Annotated in this window: 17 protein-coding genes; 11 read left to right on the forward strand and 6 right to left on the reverse strand. The window is 53.4% G+C overall.

Translation table 11 applies throughout. The features are described 5' to 3' along the window. Positions 1-2 precede the first annotated feature (2 nt). Positions 3-1,124, reverse strand: a complete 1,122-nt coding sequence (locus H5P27_RS17800) for an ABC transporter substrate-binding protein (protein WP_221774781.1) — start codon at positions 1,122-1,124, stop codon at positions 3-5. 134 nt (positions 1,125-1,258) lie between these two features. Between H5P27_RS17800 and H5P27_RS17805 the strand changes: the two genes are divergently transcribed. From H5P27_RS17805 to H5P27_RS17825, 5 genes are read left to right on the forward strand one after another with little or no spacing between them, the layout of a single operon-like run. Then, on the forward strand, positions 1,259-2,590 hold the full coding sequence (locus H5P27_RS17805) for a cytochrome P450 (RefSeq protein ID WP_185661777.1): 1,332 nt from the start codon (positions 1,259-1,261) through the stop codon (positions 2,588-2,590). A gap of 22 nt (positions 2,591-2,612) precedes the next feature. Then, on the forward strand, positions 2,613-3,947 hold the full coding sequence (locus H5P27_RS17810) for a cytochrome P450 (protein WP_185661778.1): 1,335 nt from the start codon (positions 2,613-2,615) through the stop codon (positions 3,945-3,947). Beyond that, positions 3,944-5,128, forward strand: a complete 1,185-nt coding sequence (locus tag H5P27_RS17815; RefSeq protein ID WP_185661779.1) for an ABC transporter substrate-binding protein — start codon at positions 3,944-3,946, stop codon at positions 5,126-5,128. Before H5P27_RS17810 ends, H5P27_RS17815 begins: the two co-directional genes overlap by 4 nt. Beyond that, entirely contained in the window at positions 5,125-6,405 is a 1,281-nt protein-coding gene (locus H5P27_RS17820; protein WP_185661780.1) for a uracil-xanthine permease family protein, read from the forward strand. The genes H5P27_RS17815 and H5P27_RS17820 overlap by 4 nt, the downstream gene beginning before the upstream one ends. Positions 6,406-6,416: 11 nt before the next feature. Next, a complete protein-coding gene (locus H5P27_RS17825; protein WP_185661781.1) occupies positions 6,417-7,169 on the forward strand; it encodes an ABC transporter permease in 753 nt (250 codons plus the stop codon). Positions 7,170-7,191: 22 nt separating this feature from the next. Here the strand turns inward: H5P27_RS17825 and H5P27_RS17830 are convergent, their stop codons facing one another. From H5P27_RS17830 to H5P27_RS17840, 3 genes are read right to left on the reverse strand one after another with little or no spacing between them, the layout of a single operon-like run. Next, positions 7,192-7,932 (reverse strand): ATP-binding cassette domain-containing protein, encoded by a 741-nt coding sequence (locus H5P27_RS17830; protein WP_185661782.1) that lies wholly within the window; start codon positions 7,930-7,932, stop codon positions 7,192-7,194. A gap of 11 nt (positions 7,933-7,943) precedes the next feature. Continuing rightward, positions 7,944-9,173 carry an FAD-dependent monooxygenase gene (locus H5P27_RS17835; protein WP_185661783.1) on the reverse strand — a complete coding sequence of 410 codons (1,230 nt, stop codon included), beginning with the start codon at positions 9,171-9,173 and terminating at the stop codon, positions 7,944-7,946. A gap of 23 nt (positions 9,174-9,196) precedes the next feature. Continuing rightward, the gene (locus H5P27_RS17840) at positions 9,197-9,994 is read right to left on the reverse strand and encodes a DUF3891 family protein (protein WP_185661784.1); all 798 of its coding nucleotides are present in this window, start codon (positions 9,992-9,994) and stop codon (positions 9,197-9,199) included. Between the two features lie 75 nt (positions 9,995-10,069). On the opposite strand from H5P27_RS17840, the gene H5P27_RS17845 reads away from it, so the two are divergent. Then, complete coding sequence (locus H5P27_RS17845) at positions 10,070-11,464, forward strand: uracil-xanthine permease family protein (protein ID WP_185661785.1); 1,395 nt, start codon at positions 10,070-10,072, stop codon at positions 11,462-11,464. A gap of 14 nt (positions 11,465-11,478) precedes the next feature. On the opposite strand, the gene H5P27_RS17850 is transcribed toward H5P27_RS17845, so the two are convergent. Together H5P27_RS17850 and H5P27_RS17855 are read right to left on the reverse strand one after the other, a co-directional pair. Continuing rightward, on the reverse strand, positions 11,479-12,558 hold the full coding sequence (locus H5P27_RS17850; RefSeq protein ID WP_185661786.1) for an ABC transporter substrate-binding protein: 1,080 nt from the start codon (positions 12,556-12,558) through the stop codon (positions 11,479-11,481). Beyond that, positions 12,558-13,946 (reverse strand): FAD-binding oxidoreductase, encoded by a 1,389-nt coding sequence (locus tag H5P27_RS17855; RefSeq protein WP_185661787.1) that lies wholly within the window; start codon positions 13,944-13,946, stop codon positions 12,558-12,560. Before H5P27_RS17855 ends, H5P27_RS17850 begins: the two co-directional genes overlap by 1 nt. Positions 13,947-14,052: 106 nt before the next feature. On the opposite strand from H5P27_RS17855, the gene H5P27_RS17860 reads away from it, so the two are divergent. From H5P27_RS17860 to H5P27_RS17880, 5 genes are read left to right on the forward strand one after another with little or no spacing between them, the layout of a single operon-like run. After that, positions 14,053-14,724 (forward strand): O-methyltransferase, encoded by a 672-nt coding sequence (locus H5P27_RS17860; RefSeq protein ID WP_185661788.1) that lies wholly within the window; start codon positions 14,053-14,055, stop codon positions 14,722-14,724. Positions 14,725-14,749: 25 nt separating this feature from the next. Next, a complete protein-coding gene (locus tag H5P27_RS17865) occupies positions 14,750-15,571 on the forward strand; it encodes a creatininase family protein (RefSeq protein WP_185661789.1) in 822 nt (273 codons plus the stop codon). Continuing rightward, complete coding sequence (locus tag H5P27_RS17870; RefSeq protein ID WP_185661790.1) at positions 15,568-16,347, forward strand: creatininase family protein; 780 nt, start codon at positions 15,568-15,570, stop codon at positions 16,345-16,347. The genes H5P27_RS17865 and H5P27_RS17870 overlap by 4 nt, the downstream gene beginning before the upstream one ends. Beyond that, positions 16,335-17,336, forward strand: a complete 1,002-nt coding sequence (locus tag H5P27_RS17875; protein ID WP_185661791.1) for an ABC transporter substrate-binding protein — start codon at positions 16,335-16,337, stop codon at positions 17,334-17,336. The genes H5P27_RS17870 and H5P27_RS17875 overlap by 13 nt, the downstream gene beginning before the upstream one ends. Positions 17,337-17,342: 6 nt before the next feature. Then, entirely contained in the window at positions 17,343-18,731 is a 1,389-nt protein-coding gene (locus H5P27_RS17880; RefSeq protein WP_185661792.1) for an FAD-binding oxidoreductase, read from the forward strand. Positions 18,732-18,733: the final 2 nt, after the last annotated feature.

The raw sequence follows: 18,733 nt of genomic DNA on the forward strand, positions 1-18,733 counted from the left end.
GATCAAAATTCTATTTGCTCGTAGGTATAGAGTTGGGATGCAATTCTGTCCCAGGTATCAAGCGGCGCATACAAGATAGGCATGCCGGGACTCGCTTCGATCATGGAACGCTGCAGGTCGAAACGTCGAAGGATTTGCTCGATCGTTAATTGGGTCGTCGTGCTGTAGCCCTTGGTTATCTCCGCCGCCTGTTTCGGATCATCGAGCATCAATTGAACTGCTCGTCCCACTGCTCGCAGATATCGCCGCAAAACAGGTCCCTGCGTTTCAGCCATTTCTCGACTCACTGTGTGCACGTTGGCGAAATCGGTCAGTCCATAGTCGCTAAAACGAAATGCGGTCCAATTCTTGAAGCCTTGCCCTTCGATCAGGCGCGGCTGGTTCTCGTACATGGCCGCATAAAAATCGATCGTTCCGACCACGAGAAGATCCGGCGTAAATCCCGCCCGCGTGAACTTCACCTTGTCCTTCAGGTAAGGAAAATTCTCCAAGAAAAACGTCATTGCCATATCGGCGCCTTCTTGGATCCCCACTGTTGCTCCGTAGAAGTCTGCGGGCGTCAGGACCTTGTCCGACCGCTGCTCCTTGGGAGTATCCTCATCCATAGCCAACCAAGAGTAACCACTCCCTCGGTTCATGGCGGCGATGGCTACGACGTCCGCACCGGTGGCGCTCGCGGCCAAACGGACGATCGCGTTCCCACTGGAGGAAATCGCAATATCGACCGAGCCTCCAGCTAAGAGAGCCAAAGGATTTCTTCCTGGTCCTCCCTCTCTCAAATCCACGATGAGTCCCTCATCCTCGAAATAGCCAAGCGCTTGCGCGATGTAGAGCGGAGCATGCTGGTCGTTAAAAATCCATGGCAAGCCGACCGTTAGCTCGTAGCTTGGACCCTTCTCCTCTGGAGCCGAGTAATCGCCATCCTCCGGCAAAAAGCTCATGTCGACGTAACGCTCCGCCGGCAAAGATTCCCGAATAACTTTCAGGTTTTCGCTGTAAGTCTTTTCGACTTCGGAATTAATGGCAAAGGACTCCGGAAGGTCCTCCGGAACCTCCAATTCCTTCTCGCCTTGGCCGCAACTGGAAAGAAAACAAGCGGCGAGCAAGCTGGTGCTAAACGTCAAAACGGGGCGACACAAATTTCGCATAAACGGCATTCAGCTAAAGGCAGGCCAATTTCATCCAGTCGGAAGAAAAATGGGTATCGAATATGCTGAAGCCCGCTTGCCCATCCGCTTAGAACGTCAAAAGCCTGACAATGTCCGAAAAAACAACTACAGAAAATATCCCGTACTTTGCAGCTCCTACGGAGGAAAACTGGTCTTTCCAAACTGGACCGCTTCAATTTATGCGGGCGGCGCACAAACGTCATGGCGGGGTATGCCGTATTTCTTTTAGCGATCGCGAATTCGTGTTGTTGACCGGAACGGAGGCGAACGAATTTGTCTGGTCCTCCAGCGATCTCTGGTGCTACCGCGACTCTCGCGGAGCCTTCCTAAGCGAACTGGGAGAACCTCACGTCACCTCGAGCGATGGCGAAAAGCACCGGGCCAAGCGCAAGCTGATCAACAAGTCGTTCAGCGTGAGTTCCAACATTCGCTACCTGCCAAAAATCGCTTCCATCGTGCGGGACCACTTGAAAGCAGCTGCCGAAGCAGGAGAAAAAGTAGCTCTTCGCCAGTGGTTGCCTCGGGTAATAACTCGCTTCAATCTGGAAACGGTTTCTCAAGCGGCGGTGAGCGACGAGGAATTCGAGATCCTAGTTCGCTGGCAATTACACTTCATCTCCGGCGTGGCCCTGTCTCCACAGAAACAAGAAGCGCACTACAGCTTGCCCAGCTATTTGGAGGACAAAAAGGCCGCCTTCGACATCATGGGTCGCATCGTCGACGAACGCCTCGCAGACGACAATCCACCCGATGACAATTTCCAGCAGGTCATCGAGGCGAGAGAAAAAGCAGGAACACCGGGCACTCGCGACGATCTGGTTAACGAGCTCTACTACATCCTCGTAGCCGGTATCCAAAATACAACACACTTCACCATCACTATGTTACGGGAAATATACTCGCCAGCGGGATGGCTGGATTGGTTGCGTGAAGAACTGGAAGATTGGGATGGCTACGACGCCATGGCAGTCGCCGGAATGGAGCGTCTAAAAGCATTTACTTTCGAAATACAACGCAACCGCCCGCAGGTTCTGACTTTGCCGCTTCTGCCAAACCGCGATTTCGAGTTCGGAGGCTATACAATCCCAGAAGGCACTCTATGCGTCTACTGCCCGCCCTTCATGCATTTCGATGAGCAGTACTTCGAAAATCCGGACGTCTTCGATCCGAAGCGTTTCATGGACGGAGCGAAATTCAGCCCCAAGCACAACGGGTTCTTCGGCGGAGGAGCTCACGTTTGCGTTGGTAGAAACGTAACCCTGCTGCAGGGACCACTCATGGTCGCCTTGATCCTGAAGAGCTTCGATCTCCAAGACGTTCCACCAAGCGACACTTTCTTGATCGAGCAAAGTGGCGGAGAAGCGCAGACTCCGTGCGAGGTTCGCATCGTTCCTCGAGCGACCGAACCAGCCAGCGTCTAACCCAAACCGAGGCTCCTGAGAAATGATTCAAGAAGTTAAAAAGACCTTCGCCACCCTTCCCAGCTACGAACCCAAGAACGATCGAGGCGTCGCCCAGACTTGGGACAAAGCGTTCTCTGTTGATCCAATCGGAACGGTCGTGGACTCATACCGCGAGGCGGGACCTATTTTCAAAATCAAGCACCATGGCGAGGAAAGAGTCGCTATGGCCGGCGTGAAAGCGAACCACTTCATTTGGGGTGACAAGGAGCTCTGGGACTACCCAACCTCGAACCGCCACTTCCGCGAGCAATTCAGCGACCGCTATTTAAACCAACTCGAAGGAGTTGAGTACGCGAAAAAACGCCGCCGCGTAACGGCAGGTTTCAAGCCGAGCGTTATCATGCCGCACACGGCTGCGATGGGAGAATCCATCCATCGCGAGATTGCGAGAAACAAAGGAGAGTGGATTCCTTTTCGCCTGTTCTGCATGCGTATCATCATAAAGATGACAAGCCGGGCCTTGATGCAAGTCGAGCTGCCGGACGGGATGGACGAGACCATGGCCATCAGCAACAAGATGATGCTGAAGGCTGAATCACTGGGTCCTTGGCGTCACCTTTACTACCTGCGGCCGGATCGTATCTACCGCCGCAAAAAGATCTTCCGTTATCTAAACTCCATCATCGAGGACCGGGAAAAGAACGGCAGCCCGGGCAACGACGTCCTGTCCATGAGTCTCGCCGCTCATCCCAAAGACGAGCCGCCGATTCCTCGCTACGAGCTTATCCACGATCTGTCGCAACTCATGATGGCGGGATCGACTACCACCTCGCAGATGGTGCTTTGGAACGTGTTGATGACCACACAAACTCCGGAGTGGAAAGAGAAGATGGACGCCGAACTTTCAAATTGGGAAACGGATCGATTTACCAACATGAAAGAGTGGCCATGCCTCAAAGCTGCTTGCATGGAAATCGAGCGTTTCCGTCCTCCAAGTATGGCATTCCACCGTCTCACGAAAAAAGCGTTCGAGTTCGATGGATACGAAATTCCAGCCAAGACTTGGGTAACCCATCTGCACACGCTCGGCCACTACATCGACGAATGCTACGAAGATCCCCTCGCCTTTAAGCCAGAACGATTCATGGAAGGCTCGGGCATGCCGGATCGGGATGTGCATGGCCTATTTGGCGGCGGAGCCCATGTCTGCGCCGGTGTTCCGCTCGCTCGTGTGCTGCAGCCGACCGCGGTTGGTAACATTCTTCGCTACTACGACATTGAATACCAAACGCCTCCTTCGACCGAGGCGAAGTTGGACGTCGTTCTGGCCCCGAGGGATGACATCATGGTCAAGTTTCATCCTAAGTCGTCTTGAGAGCTTCCAAGATTTTGGACCGCTCGCGTGGCACGATTTCGGCTAACGTTTTCCTCGTGCCTTTTTCCAATTTACTTCGAGCCGCATGCGCCTGCGGTATCGTCTTCGTCGCTGGCTGTAGCAAACCAGAAGATGGAGATGGCTTGGCGGATATTGATTCCCGTCCTTACGAGGAAATCCTCGAGGAGGTGGAAACCGATCTGCCCGCCGGCGATTACATGACCAACGATTTCCTCCCGGAGTTTGGAGAAGTCGTGGAGTTTCCGCCACTGGCTGAGAAGCAAACCTTACGACTGGGCATGCCATGGATTCTCAACGACCAGTTTGCAGCAGTTTACGTCGCCATCGAAAAGGGTTATTTCGACGAAGTGGGAATCGAGCTGGAGCTTCGTTCTGGCGGTCCAGGTATCGATCATCTGAAGACACTTTCCAGCGGCTTTCTAGATCTCGCAACTACCAGCCATGGAAAGAATGTAATCCTCGTCGAAAATAGCGCCACCCCGATGGGATTGATGGCGATCGCTGCCTTTCAGAAGGACAATCCCTACGCGATCATGGCCCTGGATTTCGATGTGCCGCAAGACCAGGTCACCGAGAAGAAGATCACTCCCTACGATATGGTTGGCAAAAAGCTAGGCGTCGGAGTGGACGACCGAAAGTACCCGCCCTTCCTAGCTCGCAAACTTGGCTTGCCTGAAGATTTCGTAAAGGTTCAAAACACTGGAAACGCCCAGTTCATCCTGCAATCTCGGGTCATCGATTTTCGCGGTGTCTGGATACAAAACGAACCGAGATATCTGGAACGCCAGGGTATCAGGAACTGGACCCACTTCATGCTCAAGGACTATGGGTGGAACCAATACTGTGACGTCGTCGTGGTCACTAAACAATTCGCCGAGGAAAACAGCGACCTGCTCAAACGCTTCTGCTACGCCTTGTCCCGCGGAGTCGAGGATTGGCTAAACGACCCAGAGGAGGCCGTGGATATCACAGTCGGATTTATGGAGGACGGCGACCTTGATCCAGTCCTCGTAAAACGACGCTTCGAACTCGAGCGTGCCCAAGTGGTGGGTACAGACGGAACAGCCCCACTCCAAATGACAGAAAAGCGATGGAACGAGCTAGCCGCTATCCTCGTTCAGTACGGTATCACGGAAGCTCCATCCCACAAAAAGCAATGACCCAGCTCAGCTCGACGATCACCAATCCTTCCCTCAAAGCTTGGCACACCTACGTCATCGGAGCGCAAATGCTCTTCGTCGCGTTCGGAGCTTTGGTTCTGATTCCGATCATCACGGGACTTGATCCCTCCATCGCCCTTTTCACTGCGGGACTGGGAACGATCGTCTTCACCTTTATCACCAAGGGGAAAGTACCTGTCTTTCTCGCAAGCTCTTTCGCCTTTGTGGCCCCGATCCAGCAATCCTTAGCTCAGTTTGGGTATGGCGCTACTTTTTGCGGAATGGCCAGCGTCGGCATCGTATACGCCATCCTCTCCGCCGTAATTCTATGGAGGGGCATCAACGCGGTGCAAAAGGTTCTCCCGGCCATTGTCACAGGTCCGGTCATCATGGTCATCGGTTTGGGTCTGACCCCAATCGCTTCGGACATGGCGGTCAGTTTCGATTCCTCAGGCGTCTTTAATGGCCAGGCCGCCATCCTCTCCGCCGTTACGGCCGGTGTAGCAATCGCCATCGCCCTATCCAAAAGACGTTTGCTGAATCTTCTACCGATCATCATCGCGGCGGGAGTCGGCTATTTCATTTCAATCGCCTTTGGCGTCGTGGACTATACAGCCGTTGTCGAAGCTCCCTGGATACAACTTCCATGGACCTCCGCTTCCGAGGCAGGCAGATTCGAGATGCCCGTTTGGTCAATCGGAGCGATCTTAATCTTTCTGCCGGTCGCGATTGTCCCCGCGGTTGAGCATGTGGGCGACGTGCTCGCGATCCAATCGGTTACCAAGCAAAACTACTTGGAGAATCCTGGCCTGCACCGAACTATTTTGGGCGACGGAATCGCCACTGCCTTGGCTGGCTTGTTCGGCGGCCCTCCCAATACCACGTATTCAGAAGTCACTGGCGCCGTCGCTTTGACCAAAGCCTTTTCCGTTACCTACATGCGCATCGGGGCCATCGTTTCGATCCTGCTCGCCTTCAGCGGCAAGCTTAGCGCCTTACTCGGAACCGTGCCAGTCCCCGTCATGGGCGGAGTCATGGTCATCGTTTTCGGTATGATCGCCGCAGTGGGTCTCAATACCATTGTGCGGGCCAAAGTGGATTTTGAAGACCCCAAGAACTACATCGTGTTCGCGGTGATCATGGTGGTGGGAGTCGGCAAACTGACTTGGACCTTCGGTGGGATCGAACTTGGAGGAGTCGGTCTGGCAGCCATCCTTGGCATTATCCTGAACCAAATCTTACCCAGTCGTCCCGCAGCAGCAGCCGACGAGAAATAATCTGACTGACTATGAACAACCGCCAGCGTCTCGCCTTTCCCTTAATGTTCCTGTCCATTCCACTTCTGTGGATACTGGTCACTTTGATTTTTCAACCGAGCGAGTTCCTCTTTCCTTCCTTCCCTAAAGTCTTCGGAGTGCTCGTGGAGGAATGGGGCCGGCTCATGTACCATACGGGAGCCACCCTGAAGATCGCCCTGCTCGGCTACGTACTAGCTAACCTCGTAGCCATCGCGATCGCGGTGACCTACCTGTACATGAAGAGCTTCGAGGAGTTTTCCACTCCTTGGACCATCCTAATCAAGAACCTACCTTTGCCCGTCTATGCGAGTATCCTGATTGTAATGATGGGAGACACTCTGGCGCCAAAGGTTCTGGTAGTGATTTTCTTCAACTTCTTTCCGATCCTGGCAAATATGTCCAAGGGTCTGAGAGAGGTGGATCAAGTGCTCATTGATCGCTGCTACAGCCTCAACGCCTCACAGTGGACCGTATTTCGAAAAGTTCGCATGCCGGCGGCCTTGCCCTACTTTATCGCAGCCCAAGAAATTGCCCTCACGGGAGCAATAACGGGAGCAATCGTCTCAGAGTGGTTTTTCGCCCAAGAGGGCTTGGGTTACCTAATCGTACAAGCCTCGACTGAATACCGGAGCGACCGTCTATTCGCAGTCGGATTGCTGGCCAGCGTGATCGCTATCTTTGCCTATCTCGGCATCCGATTCCTCGAAAGCTATCTCTTCCGCTGGCGCCGGAAGATGGTGTAATTGCTGGCCAATTACGGCTTAATCACTCGTCGCCCATCACAGCGTGAAGAGCCTTTCGGACCTCAGCGATGTGGCGAACATGAGTCGGCGAAGTGCGGTCAATTTCACCGTCTCTGGGAATTGAAATGATCTCAGAAATCCGTCCTGGTTTCGCCGAGAGCACGACGATTCGGTCGGCTAACAACACTGCTTCTTCAATGCTGTGCGTAATCAGCAGGGTCGTACGCGGGTTCGCCAAATGGATATCGCGCATCCACAAGATCATGCGTTCACGAGTCATCTCGTCGAGCGCTCCAAAGGGCTCGTCGAGAAGTAGAAGACGCGGGTTGTGCACGCAGGCACACGCAATGTTCACACGCTGCTGCATACCACCAGATAGCTGGTGCGGATAGTAGTTGTAGAAATCTCCGAGGCCAAAGCTGTCGAGCAAAGCCTTTGGATCCAAGGCACCTTCCAAGCCCGCCACTTCTAGCGTGAACTCCACATTCTTGAGCGCGGTTCTGGAATCGATCAGAGCGGGCCGCTGGAAAGCGAGGCCGATCTCATGTTGCCGTCTCGCTTCTTTGGGAGCATGCCCTTCAATCGTAATTTCGCCCTCGGTCGGTTTCTCTAGATCCGCGACGAGGCGAAGAAGCGTCGTCTTTCCGCAGCCGGAAGGGCCGATGATAGCCACGAATTCACCTTCGTCTATGGTGAGCGAAATATCTTGGAGAGCCACAAACTGCTCGCCGAACTTTTTGGTTACGGAATCAATTATTACCACGGATCAAAGACTTAGGAGTTAACGAGGGGTTTGGGGACGTCTCGATACAAACGAGACAATTGATCGAGAAAGGGAGGCTGAGCTTTACGCAGCGTATCCTTAACCACATCGGTATCCGGACGCAGCGTATCGGAGGCGTCATCGCTGAGGTCCGAGCAAAATTGCACCCGAGCTTCTCGGCGTTCACGATAATGCTGCAGAGCTGACACGACGCTGCCTCCACGGTTCTTTTCGTCATAAAGAAGCTTGAGGGAATCCGCTGCCGCACAGGCATCCTCAATCGCCTGCGTCGCCCCTTGTCCAAGGGTCGGCACCATAGCGTGAGAGGCATCGCCGAGCAAAAGAACATGACCGGCTTCATCCTGCCATTGAAAATCGGATACTTGGAAACGGGCCCAATGGAGATTATCTTTTTCCGAAGCGATTCCCTCCAAAATGAATTTCGCCTCCTTGCAGAGAGAAACGCCTTCGGGGGCGAACATCTGGTAAAGCCCTTCCACCGATTTCTTTTCGGGAGGAATCTGGCTTTCGATCGGAATCGGGAAAGTCGCCGTGCAGTAGTTCGCCCCATTGGTAAGCGGGAAACCGAGCAAACGGTGGGCTCCTAAAAACCATTGTCCGTATTCACGCAATGGGTTCGGCTTCCCTTCATCGTAGAAAAGAGCTCTGCAAATTCCCATGCCGCACAAACGGGATTGGATCTTCGGAAAAAAGGTATCGCGAACCAGAGAATAGCGTCCATCTGCTCCCACGACTAAGTCCAATCCATCGAGCTCATGCACCGTGTCGCTCTGGCTGTTGGTATAGGTAAGCTTCAGCGTTTCACCACCCTCTTCATAGGCGATCGACTTCACATCTGTCGCGAAGGTAATCCTGTCCATCACAGGCTTGCGGCAGTGCGTGTAGAGATCTGCCCAACGGATACGCACCCCCGGATCATCCGCAACATCGAGCAGGTTGAGCGAGATTAAGGGCTCCCCGGTTACCAGCGAAACGTTGAACTCCTTCCAAGGCAGATTGCTCTCTAAAAGGTCCTCGGCGACCTCTGGATAGAAGTTACGCAGGGTGGTAATCGAGTTTGGGCTGATGTTCAGGCCGGTCCCGGCGAGAGAATAATCATCGGCCGCAACCTTCTCGAAACAGAACACTTCGAAGCGAGGATCATTAGAGAGTCCGTAGGCAAGAAGACTTCCGGCGACTCCGGATCCGACGATTGCTACACGTAGCGGTTTTTCAGACATTTTAATTTGGATAAAATCGGCGATTAAGCTTCGAACGTATAGGTGACCGGGATACGCGTCGTTTGGTCAAGCACGCAGCGATACTGTTCCTCATCGTCAAACGAGATTTGGTCCACCCATCGAGCGATGAAACTGAAGCTTACTTTCGGTTTGGAAAACGGATACGGACTGACCCGAAAATGGTTTTCTTCGATTCTAGTAAAAGCGAGCTTGGTGCTGCCGCCTTCGTAGTCGAGCGGAGCAGGATCAATGATAAAGTCCTCTTGTTGGTACTTGCTCAACAAGATCCCAAGCCGATCCCAAACCTGAAAAATATGGTAGTTCGTCCAAAGCGTGTCCTCCTCTAAGTAAGGAGCGAATTCGGGAGCCAACTGTTCTTGAAGCGACTTTTGGTAGGCCGCCTCCCCAGCCATGTAGGCATCTATAACCTCGGCATCGTGGGGCGTATTTCGCGGACGAATCATCGTATCATCCGTTCCATGACGGTAGTTATAGATTCCCATGCCATGCAAGGAAACCATAAAGCCCGCATAAAGGTCTCGCGAAGCGACCTGCCTGGCACCCTCAGCATAGAGACTGGTATGCCGATCGTACGGAAGGTTCGCAAAGTCGAATGGCACTCCTTCCGGTTTAAGCAAAACCTGATGGTCCTCCCGAACCCAAACGTGGTCGTGCTCCGCGGCTGCAATTATCATCGATCGCATGGGCTTGGGCACGGCGAACTCCTCGTTTCCCCAAAAGGATGCGATTTGCCCCACGAGGACACTGTGATCCGCTTGGGTAGTGAAAAACCAACGATTGCCGACAGGAGTGATAAACATAGAAGACCTCAGCCCTAGCAACTGACGTGCCGATGCGGGAATTTCTTTGGCAGGAATCTTGCATAGCGCCCCGCGATGTCCTCCGTGCCTAATCCGTCCGCTTCCGATCCAGATTCCCCCAAGCAAACGCTGCACTACAAGATAGAAGAAAGCCCCAAACGCTTTAGCGAAACGCTCTTCTACGCCTGGCAGCACACCATGGTGGACATCTCCCCTTTCGTAATTCCACTAGCGGTGGCCTCGGCGGTTGGCATGAGCGTGAGTGGACGGGCCGACTTGATCAACGCCTGCCTGTTCACCATGGGTATCGCAACCATCCTGCAAACAACCATAGGCAACCGCCTCCCCATCATCCAAGGTTGCTCCGCCATGGTGACCGGAGTCATAGCACCGGTCGCGGGTCAAATCGGCTTGGCGGCCGTTTGGGGCGGAGTTTGGATCGCATCGATCCTGCAGACGATCGTCGGAGCCTTGGGCTGGCTGTCTCCCTTGAAGAAACTGTTTCCGCCCGTCGTGATCGGGACGGTCATCATTTGCATCGCCCTGAGCCTGGGACAGGTGGCAACACGCCTCGCGGTGGGGAGTGGCCATTGGAGCAATTTCGCTTTCGCCACCACAGTCATCCTTTTTGTCCTGATCCTGCAGCTGCGATTTCAAAAACTATTCGGCGGCTTGCTCGCGCGAGGAGCCATCCTGCTCTCCATCCTTTTGGTTGGACTTGTAGGCGGCAGCCTCAGCGGCCAAATGGATTGGAGCCCCGTGCGAGAAGCTTCTTGGTTCGCCATCCCAAAGCTCTTTCCCTACGGCGGCCCTGGTTTTGGCTGGGAATGGATTCCGACTGCCATTTTCGCTGTGACCATCGGTTTCATCGGATCGATCGTAGAGTCTCTGGGCGACTATGCCGCCACCTGCGCAGCATCGGACGAACCGCTGCAAAAGCGCCACATAAACCGCGGCATCATGGCGGAAGGAGCCGGTAGTTTTATAGCCTCCCTTTTCGGCGGGCTTCCCTGTACCAGCTACACTCAAAATATCGGAGTAATCGCCGCTACCGGAGTCGCAAGCCGACGCGTAGTCCAAGTCGCCGCCTTGATCCTCGCACTCTACGGACTGTGTCCAAAATTTGGAACATTGTTGGTCTCGCTTCCTCGATCCGTTCTCGGCGGCGTCTTCCTCCTGGTTTGCGCTATGATCGCGATCTCGGGTATCCGCGTACTCGCTCAGTCCACCAGCGAAATACGGCACGCCTACACCATCGGGCTAACAGTGCTCTGCTCTCTGCTTCTACCCATTCGGCTGGAAGCCTTGCCCGACGCCACCGCCTCTTGGCCTCTGATCGTACGGCTACTCGTAACGAGCAACGTAGTCCTCGCCATCATCTTCGCAGTGGGATTAAACGCCTTTTTCAACCTGCTGGATACACGCAAAAAAAGTTCCCGTTCCAACGAACGAGAGCTAGCAGAAAGTTAGGCTTTGTTCAGGACCTAAGGCTGAAACGGAACTTTCTCTTCGTCGGACAGCATGGACTGCAGGTTCTCAGGCAGGAACTCCGTGGTATAGACGTCTTCCGCCTGGGTGATGGTTTCGAGTATGTCTAGCTCCACCATCAAGTCTATGGCTTCTTGGATACGCGCTTTGCGAAGCAAACCGTTCGCGTCTCCCTCTTCTTCTATTCCGTGAATCAAGTTGTAATCCCTCATGGACTGCACGCAAAAGGCGAGCAGCTCGGGATCATCCATGATCTTGTTCTCGGTAGAGATCATCGCGTTTGCGGCGCTTCTATCGGTCGCTTCGTCGACATAGTCAGACCAACCTTCTATGGTAGCGGCAACAAAGGCGGCCACCACATCAGGCTTTTCCTCAACCATAGTTCGATTGGCAAAAATCACTCGGTAAGGATCGAATCCCAAATCGGAAATAAGGATGACCTTGGATTCGACTCCGTTCTTCCGGGCAAAATAGGGTTCGCTTGTCACGAAACATTGCTGGATGTAGCCGGGATCGGAAAGGAAGCGCCCTATCCCGAAATCCAAGGGCTGGATACGGATGGAGAGGTCGTACTTTTTCTCCATCATCTGTACCATGACAGAGCCCGGAGTAATCATGATTCGTTGATCGTCGAGTTCTGCGATTTTAGAAATCGGGTTGTCTGCATGGAGCAACAGTGCTTGCGGGTCGTGCTGCATGAGAGCGGAGACGATCACGATATCTAAGCCCTTTTCGATCCTGAGAGCGATGTCGTCCAAGCGACCGATCCCGAAATCCATCTGACCGCGGGCCACTTTCATAACCGCGTTGGAATTGGGCCCACCTTGGGAAATCGTCACATCCAGCCCTGCCTCCTCGTAGATGCCGGCAACCTTCGCCTGGTAGAATCCACCGTGCTCGGGCTGGGCATACCAGTCGGTTTGGATGCTAACCGGGGTCAACGCGCTTTCGTCACCAGCCTCCGTTGATTCATCGTTACCGCAGCCGACTAGGAAAACTAGCGAAGACGCGAGTCCTAGGCTGGAAACTACTTTAGCATTAAAGATCTGTCGGAAATATTTCGTATTCGTAAACATTATACAGGGGCGGTGAAAGGATTGCTTTCGTAGGTTTTCATTTTACCTGGGTTGAGCAGGCCTTTCGGATCGTAGAGAGATTTTAGGCGACGCTTCTCGTCCAAATCGTCATGCCGACCGCCTTCTTCCAAGATACAAGTATGCGGATTCGCCACAAAGATACCATTGTCCCAACAGAAGGAGATAATCTCGTTTAAGCGCTCCTCGGTCGTGAACTTGACGATAGGCAGTCCTCCGCAGCTGATGCCGGTCGCCTCGCCTTCCGGCTCATGGTTGGCGGTGAATTCAAGGTGGTGGAAGATTTCGTCCGGAAACGCATCCTTGAGCAGCTGGGCCCGCTCCTTGAAACCAGTTGGACCGAAGCCGAGTTGCAGGTAGGTGATGTTAGGATCCTTCTTCAGAGCCCAAAGCGTGGTGTGGTTCCAGGTGTAGTCTGTCAGGTAGGGCGGCTTTGGCGGGAAGTTGAGCGGCATTTGATGACAGAAACGGATGCCCGCCTCCTCAGCGCTAGCCAAAACGCCTTCCACGAAAGCTTCATCGATAAGAAGAAAAGTGACGTGCTCTCCCTCGGTAAAGTAACGTCTGAGAGGTTTAAACGCATCGACGATGTCACCATCAAACTGCGTTACCAAGCGCTTCAGAATCGAGCGGTCTTGGGCAATTGAATTGGTCCAATCGAACAGCGTGCTCCAATCGGCATGGGAGAAAATCAGTTGCTCGTACTTTCGCTTCACACCCAGCTTCATCTCGGCTTCCACCAAAATCCCGTTGGTTCCATAAGTGTGTAACACACGCAGGCAATCCGGTCCCTCGATTTTCACAATCTTCGGCTCTGCTTCGACTGTGCAAATGGTGGCAGAAACCATGTTGTCATTGGAGGCGATTCCACCGTAAGTGATTGAACCGATTCCACCCGAACCACCGGCTAGGAATCCGCCGAAGGAACTCTTGACCCAAGTCGACGGAATGCAGCGCATCTCGTAACCTGCCTTGCCCGCTTCTAGTTCGATCGTCGCTATCCTAACACCGGGCTCCGCTCGGAGAACCCCTTCCTCCACCGAATGAATCGCATCCATTCCGGAAAGGTCTAGTATCACTCCACCATAGAGAGGAATCAGCTGACCGTAGTTCCCGGTTCCCCCTCCTCTAATTTGGATCGGAACCTGGTATTCGAACAAAATCGAAATCACCTTTTGCAGCTCTTCCCGGGTTTCGATCATCAATCCGAAATCGGCCTTTTTGTCTTCAAGCTGACGTTTGAGTACAGGCGAGTACCAGTAGAAATCCTTCGAGAGTTTCTCCAAGGAGCCTTCTCGCAGGATGATTCTCTCCTCTGGCAATACGGTGCCGAGGACCTCTAAAACGGAACTTAGGTCAAATACGGGCATATCAAAAATTAAGCGCATTTGCTCTAGCAGCTTTTCTACCAAACGGCATTCTTCGTGCTAATGGCTTTAGAAATACTCCCCCTTTTTGGGTAAGCGACACTAAGCCATGGTTGACGTATTAAAAAACTTCTCACTGCAAGACGCCTCTATATCCAACTACGTCAGCGAGCTTCTGCTCGATGACGATCCTGCTCTCGAAGAAGTGCGCGAGCGTAGTTCCGCCGCGGACTTACCGGGTATCCAACTAACGCGGGAAGACACGCGCCACCTCGCATTCTTGCTGAACGCATGCCGAGCAAAAAATGTTTTGGAAATCGGAACACTGGGAGGCTACTCCGGGCTCTGCATCGCAAGGGAGCTCCCTGCGGACGGACATCTTTACACAGTCGACATCGAGCCCAAGCACGTCGCCGTCGCTACAGAAACGTTCGAGAAATATGGATACGCTAAACAAGTAACCTGTATCGAAGCTCCAGGGCTGGAAGGCTTTGCCCAAGTCGCAGCGAAAGGGAAACTGGACTTCATTTTTCTGGACGCGGATCGCGACCACTATCCGGAGTATCTCGAGCTGGCCGCTGAAGCGCTTCGGCCAGGCGGTTTACTCGTAGCGGACAACACTTTCGCGTACGGACGAATCGCGTCCCCTCCAGCGGACGAGGAGGAAGCGGCTCTAATCAACGGCTGCATACAGTTTAACAAGGCGATATTGGAACACCCGGATTTCGTCTCAACCATACTTCCCACGGGCGAAGGCTTAACTGTGGGAGCGCGTCGCTAAAAGCCACACCCTTTCGAATAACGACATGTTCATAAAGATAGCAGATTCAGACATCACCAGTTCATGGGCCCACTACACCTGGACTAAAATCTACAACTGGCCGGATAAGGAGGAGACTCTTGTCGTCGTTCCTTTGCATGGATTCGCCGACTGGGGAATCGGACTCGGCATGGATGTGGAAGAGACAATCGGGTCTGCCGTACTGAAAGACTCGATACAGAAAGCGGATTTGGGCGAAAAAATCCTCGTTACCCCGCCCGTTCGTTTCCAGCCGCAACCATTCTCGAATGCGTCCTTTTCTCTGGATTTCGAAACTGCGTACGATCTCGTTGATAGCGTTTTGGACAGTATCAAGCTTACCGGCTTTAAAAAGGTCATCCTTTTCAATACCGGCCCATACAACGAACAGTTTACCGACATCATGGGACGGGATATGCGAATCAAACACGGGCTGCAGATGTTTTGCGTAAACCTAAGTGGCCTCGGATTGGATCTACACCCATACCGGCAAGCCTCCGCCATGGGAATGGGAAGCGCCAATAGCGGTCCGGTTAAAACGCCAGACCGCGAGAAGGCGCGAGCCCTGGCGGTTTACCTCTTGGACGAGCCCGCCGTGGAATCTGCAGATCCTATTCCGAACGATGCCTATGAGCCTGGAATACCGAAATTCTGCGATCCTTTAAAAGGTGGCCTGATACCGGCCGAAGCCGCTGAGACTGCTCCGGCCATTTTGGAAGAATCGGGCGCACATCTCGCTCGCCTCCTGCATGAGATCGCCGAACGAGCCCCTCTACCCAACGACGGTGCCATCACTTTCAAAACCGACTACATCCCGCCTGCCTCATGAGCTTCCCAAGCTACAGAAAGTTCTATCTCCCATCCTACTCGCCATCCCAGATCGAGGCTTTTCCCAACAAAGAGTCAGCTTTGGTTATTATCCCTACGGGAGCCATCGAGCAGCACGGTCCTCAATTGCCGGTTGCAGTCGATTCCTTGATGGGACAAGCGTGGCTTAGCTTGGCCTTGCCTAAAGTGCCAGAAGGAACGCCAGTCTTCGTGACCCCGCCAGTCACCATCGGCAAAAGCAACGAACATGTAGGCTATCCTGGAACCCTCTTTGTCCCTGCCAAAATTCTCCGCCGCCTCGTTCACAGCATTTTCCAGCAGTGCTACGGCTGGGGCTTCCGTAAGTTCGCCTTTTTGAATACGCACGGCGGAAACATGTCCGTTGTGCGAGCCTGCATGCAGGAATTCCAAGCTGAGAAATCCGACATCTCGACCTGTTTCTTGCGCTCCGGTTTCGCTCCTCCAATCAGCAAGCAGGAAGCGGCTTTCGGATTCCACGCAAATCAGGTTGAAACCGCCTGGATGATGGCTGCCACCGAAGACCATCAACTCGTGGATTCGACTTACCTACCCTGCGAGTATCCAGGTTCTGTAGACGATCCCGCAGAGTTAAGGGCCGAGTGCGCCCCTGCGACCTACTCTTGGGTAACGGCGGATATTTCAGATTCCGGAGTAATCGGAGACGCTAGTCTCGCAACCATCGAAGATGGAAGAGAGTGGTTGGACAAAGGAGCTGCCGCTCTGGCGGAAAGCATCGTAACCTTATGCAATCAGTAGTCGCGAAATCTGCCGGCTTCGCTTCCCTCGCTGCTCTCAGTTTCTTGGCTGGGTGCGGGGACAAAAACGCTGAAGAGGCGGCTGACTCGAAGCCGTACGTTTTGCAAACGGACTGGTACGCCCAGCCTGAAACAGGCGGATTTTTCCACGCTTCCCTGCAAGGTTTCTACAGCGATGAGGGCGTGAATCTGGACGTAAAACCTAGCAATCCGCAAATGATCAACGCCCAGATGGTCGCCTCCGGCCAAGCGGATTTTGGCATCACCCGTATCGAGGATATTCTCATGGCCAGAGCTCGCGGCATGCCCTTGCTTGCCGTATCGGTCTACTTCCAACGTTCGCCCTTGGCCCTGATGCTTCACGAGTCCAATCCGGCTAACTCAATTCCTGAGCTAGATGAGCATACCGTCATGCTCCAGCTAGGAAAACCGTTTCACCTGTGGATGGAACGTCATTTTGATATAAAGCTGCGAGCCGTTCCGCACGACTACGGTATCCAAAGATTCATGGCAGACGAATCGAAAGAGTTTGTCCAACAAGCCTATCTCACCAACGAGCCCTACCAGGTTGAAAAAGCGGACATCGACCTAAAGCTTCTTCCTCTTGCCGACGCTGGTTATCAAACCTTCCTCTGCGTATATACGCGGGAAGAGTTCGCAGCCGAACATCCTGAGGTGGTTAAAGCTGTTGTTCGAGCCTCAGCTCGCGGCTGGCAAGACTACCTAAACGGCGATGCCTCAGCCACAAACGATTTGCTCGTCGAGCTGAATCCTGTGCTCAAGCCAGACCACGTTGAATGGGGCCGCAAGCAAATCATAAACTACCACCTAGTGGACGGCGATTACCAGTGGGACGAATCCTTTTACGCCATCGACCCGAGCCGCACGCGAACCCAGTTCGAACTACTGCGCGACCTCGAAATGGTGCCCGCAGACCTCGATTGGAAAGCTGCCATATCCAACTCATTTCTACCCGAATCACTTAACTAACCTGCCATGTCTCAATTAACACCTGAACGACTCGAATCGCTAGCCCAACTCGTCGACCTTTCTCGTATTCTCCAAGAGGATACAGACCTAGAGAAGTATTCCAAAGACTTCGCCTACTTCTCCCCGCTGCTCAAAAATGAGCTCGAATCGAAGCGGGCTGACGCAGTCGTGCTCGTACCTGATCTCGCAACACTCAAAGCCTTGGTATCTTGGTGCTATTCTGAGCAGATCCCTGTAACGGTTCGCGGTGGAGGCACCGGAAATTACGGGCAATGCACTCCACTCTACGGCGGTATTTTGTTGGAGTTGATGCAGCTAGATAAGATCATCGAAATCGCAGATGGCGAGGCGACCGTAGAGCCGGGCGTCCGGGTGATTGACCTGGAGAACAAAGCCCGAGAAAGCGGATTAGAAATGCGCTGCATTCCCTCGACCTTCGTCAAGAGCTCTATCGCTGGCTTCATCTGCGGAGGCTCAGGCGGCATCGGTTCCATTACCTACGGTGGCACTGCCAATGGTGGCATGGTAAAGCGTTTGAAAATCCTAACTGTCGAGGCCGAGCCGAAGATCCTAACCTTCGAAGAGGACGATTGCCTCCCAGCCATCAACACCTACGGAACCACAGGAGTCGTAGTGGAACTTACCCTACGCATGGCTCCTAAGCGAAAGTACGACCAACACATTTTTGCGCACTCCGACTTCGATGCACTCTACAACTGGTGTCACGAAATCGCTAACCGTAGCGACCTGCCCAAGCGATTGGTTTCCTTCTTTGAAGGGCCAATCTCCGATACTTTCAAGCCCCTCAAGAAATATCTCCCGCAAGGCCATCACTCCGCGTTCATACAGATTGACGAATCGAAAACACCGGAGTTGCTCGCCTTGGCCAAAGAAGCAGGCATTCAAAATTGCCATTTCATCGCCGCGGTCGAGCCCCTACGCCCGCCCCACATAACCGACTACACTTGGAACCATACCATGCTCTGGATTCTAAAGGACCATCCACACTGGACGTATTTGCAAGTAGACTACGGAGAGGATCCTCTCAATGCGGCCAAGAAACTGAAGGAACGCTTCCCTGAAGAAATATTCTCCCATTTCGAATGGGTGAAAGCTACCAGCAAGTGGAAGGCAGGAGAAGAATCCGTCGTTCCAGGCGGCGGTCCCGCGATTAATTACACCACGAAAGAGCGTCTCGACGAAATCGTAGCCTACGCGGAAGAAGTTGGCTGCACCACCACAAGTCCCCACGTTTACCACCTGGAGGAAGGCTATTTCGAGGACCTCATAAAGGCGAAGGTCGAACTGAAACGCCAAACTGATCCGAAAGGTATTCTCAACCCGGGCAAAATGAGCAGCTATCCGCTCAACCCCTTTCAAACCACTTCTGCATAGTC

This window comes from Pelagicoccus albus (genome assembly GCF_014230145.1).
GTDB classification, from domain to species: Bacteria; Verrucomicrobiota; Verrucomicrobiia; order Opitutales; family Opitutaceae; genus Pelagicoccus; species Pelagicoccus albus.

Coding starts and splice junctions, on each gene's coding strand:
- H5P27_RS17805 (WP_185661777.1), top strand. CDS start 1,259: ATGTCCGAAAAAACAACTACAGAAAATATCCCGTACTTTGCAGCTCCT.
- H5P27_RS17810 (WP_185661778.1), top strand. CDS start 2,613: ATGATTCAAGAAGTTAAAAAGACCTTCGCCACCCTTCCCAGCTACGAA.
- H5P27_RS17820 (WP_185661780.1), top strand. CDS start 5,125: ATGACCCAGCTCAGCTCGACGATCACCAATCCTTCCCTCAAAGCTTGG.
- H5P27_RS17825 (WP_185661781.1), top strand. CDS start 6,417: ATGAACAACCGCCAGCGTCTCGCCTTTCCCTTAATGTTCCTGTCCATT.
- H5P27_RS17835 (WP_185661783.1), bottom strand. CDS start 9,173: ATGTCTGAAAAACCGCTACGTGTAGCAATCGTCGGATCCGGAGTCGCC.
- H5P27_RS17840 (WP_185661784.1), bottom strand. CDS start 9,994: ATGTTTATCACTCCTGTCGGCAATCGTTGGTTTTTCACTACCCAAGCG.
- H5P27_RS17845 (WP_185661785.1), top strand. CDS start 10,070: ATGTCCTCCGTGCCTAATCCGTCCGCTTCCGATCCAGATTCCCCCAAG.
- H5P27_RS17850 (WP_185661786.1), bottom strand. CDS start 12,558: ATGTTTACGAATACGAAATATTTCCGACAGATCTTTAATGCTAAAGTA.
- H5P27_RS17855 (WP_185661787.1), bottom strand. CDS start 13,946: ATGCCCGTATTTGACCTAAGTTCCGTTTTAGAGGTCCTCGGCACCGTA.
- H5P27_RS17860 (WP_185661788.1), top strand. CDS start 14,053: ATGGTTGACGTATTAAAAAACTTCTCACTGCAAGACGCCTCTATATCC.
- H5P27_RS17865 (WP_185661789.1), top strand. CDS start 14,750: ATGTTCATAAAGATAGCAGATTCAGACATCACCAGTTCATGGGCCCAC.
- H5P27_RS17870 (WP_185661790.1), top strand. CDS start 15,568: ATGAGCTTCCCAAGCTACAGAAAGTTCTATCTCCCATCCTACTCGCCA.
- H5P27_RS17875 (WP_185661791.1), top strand. CDS start 16,335: ATGCAATCAGTAGTCGCGAAATCTGCCGGCTTCGCTTCCCTCGCTGCT.
- H5P27_RS17880 (WP_185661792.1), top strand. CDS start 17,343: ATGTCTCAATTAACACCTGAACGACTCGAATCGCTAGCCCAACTCGTC.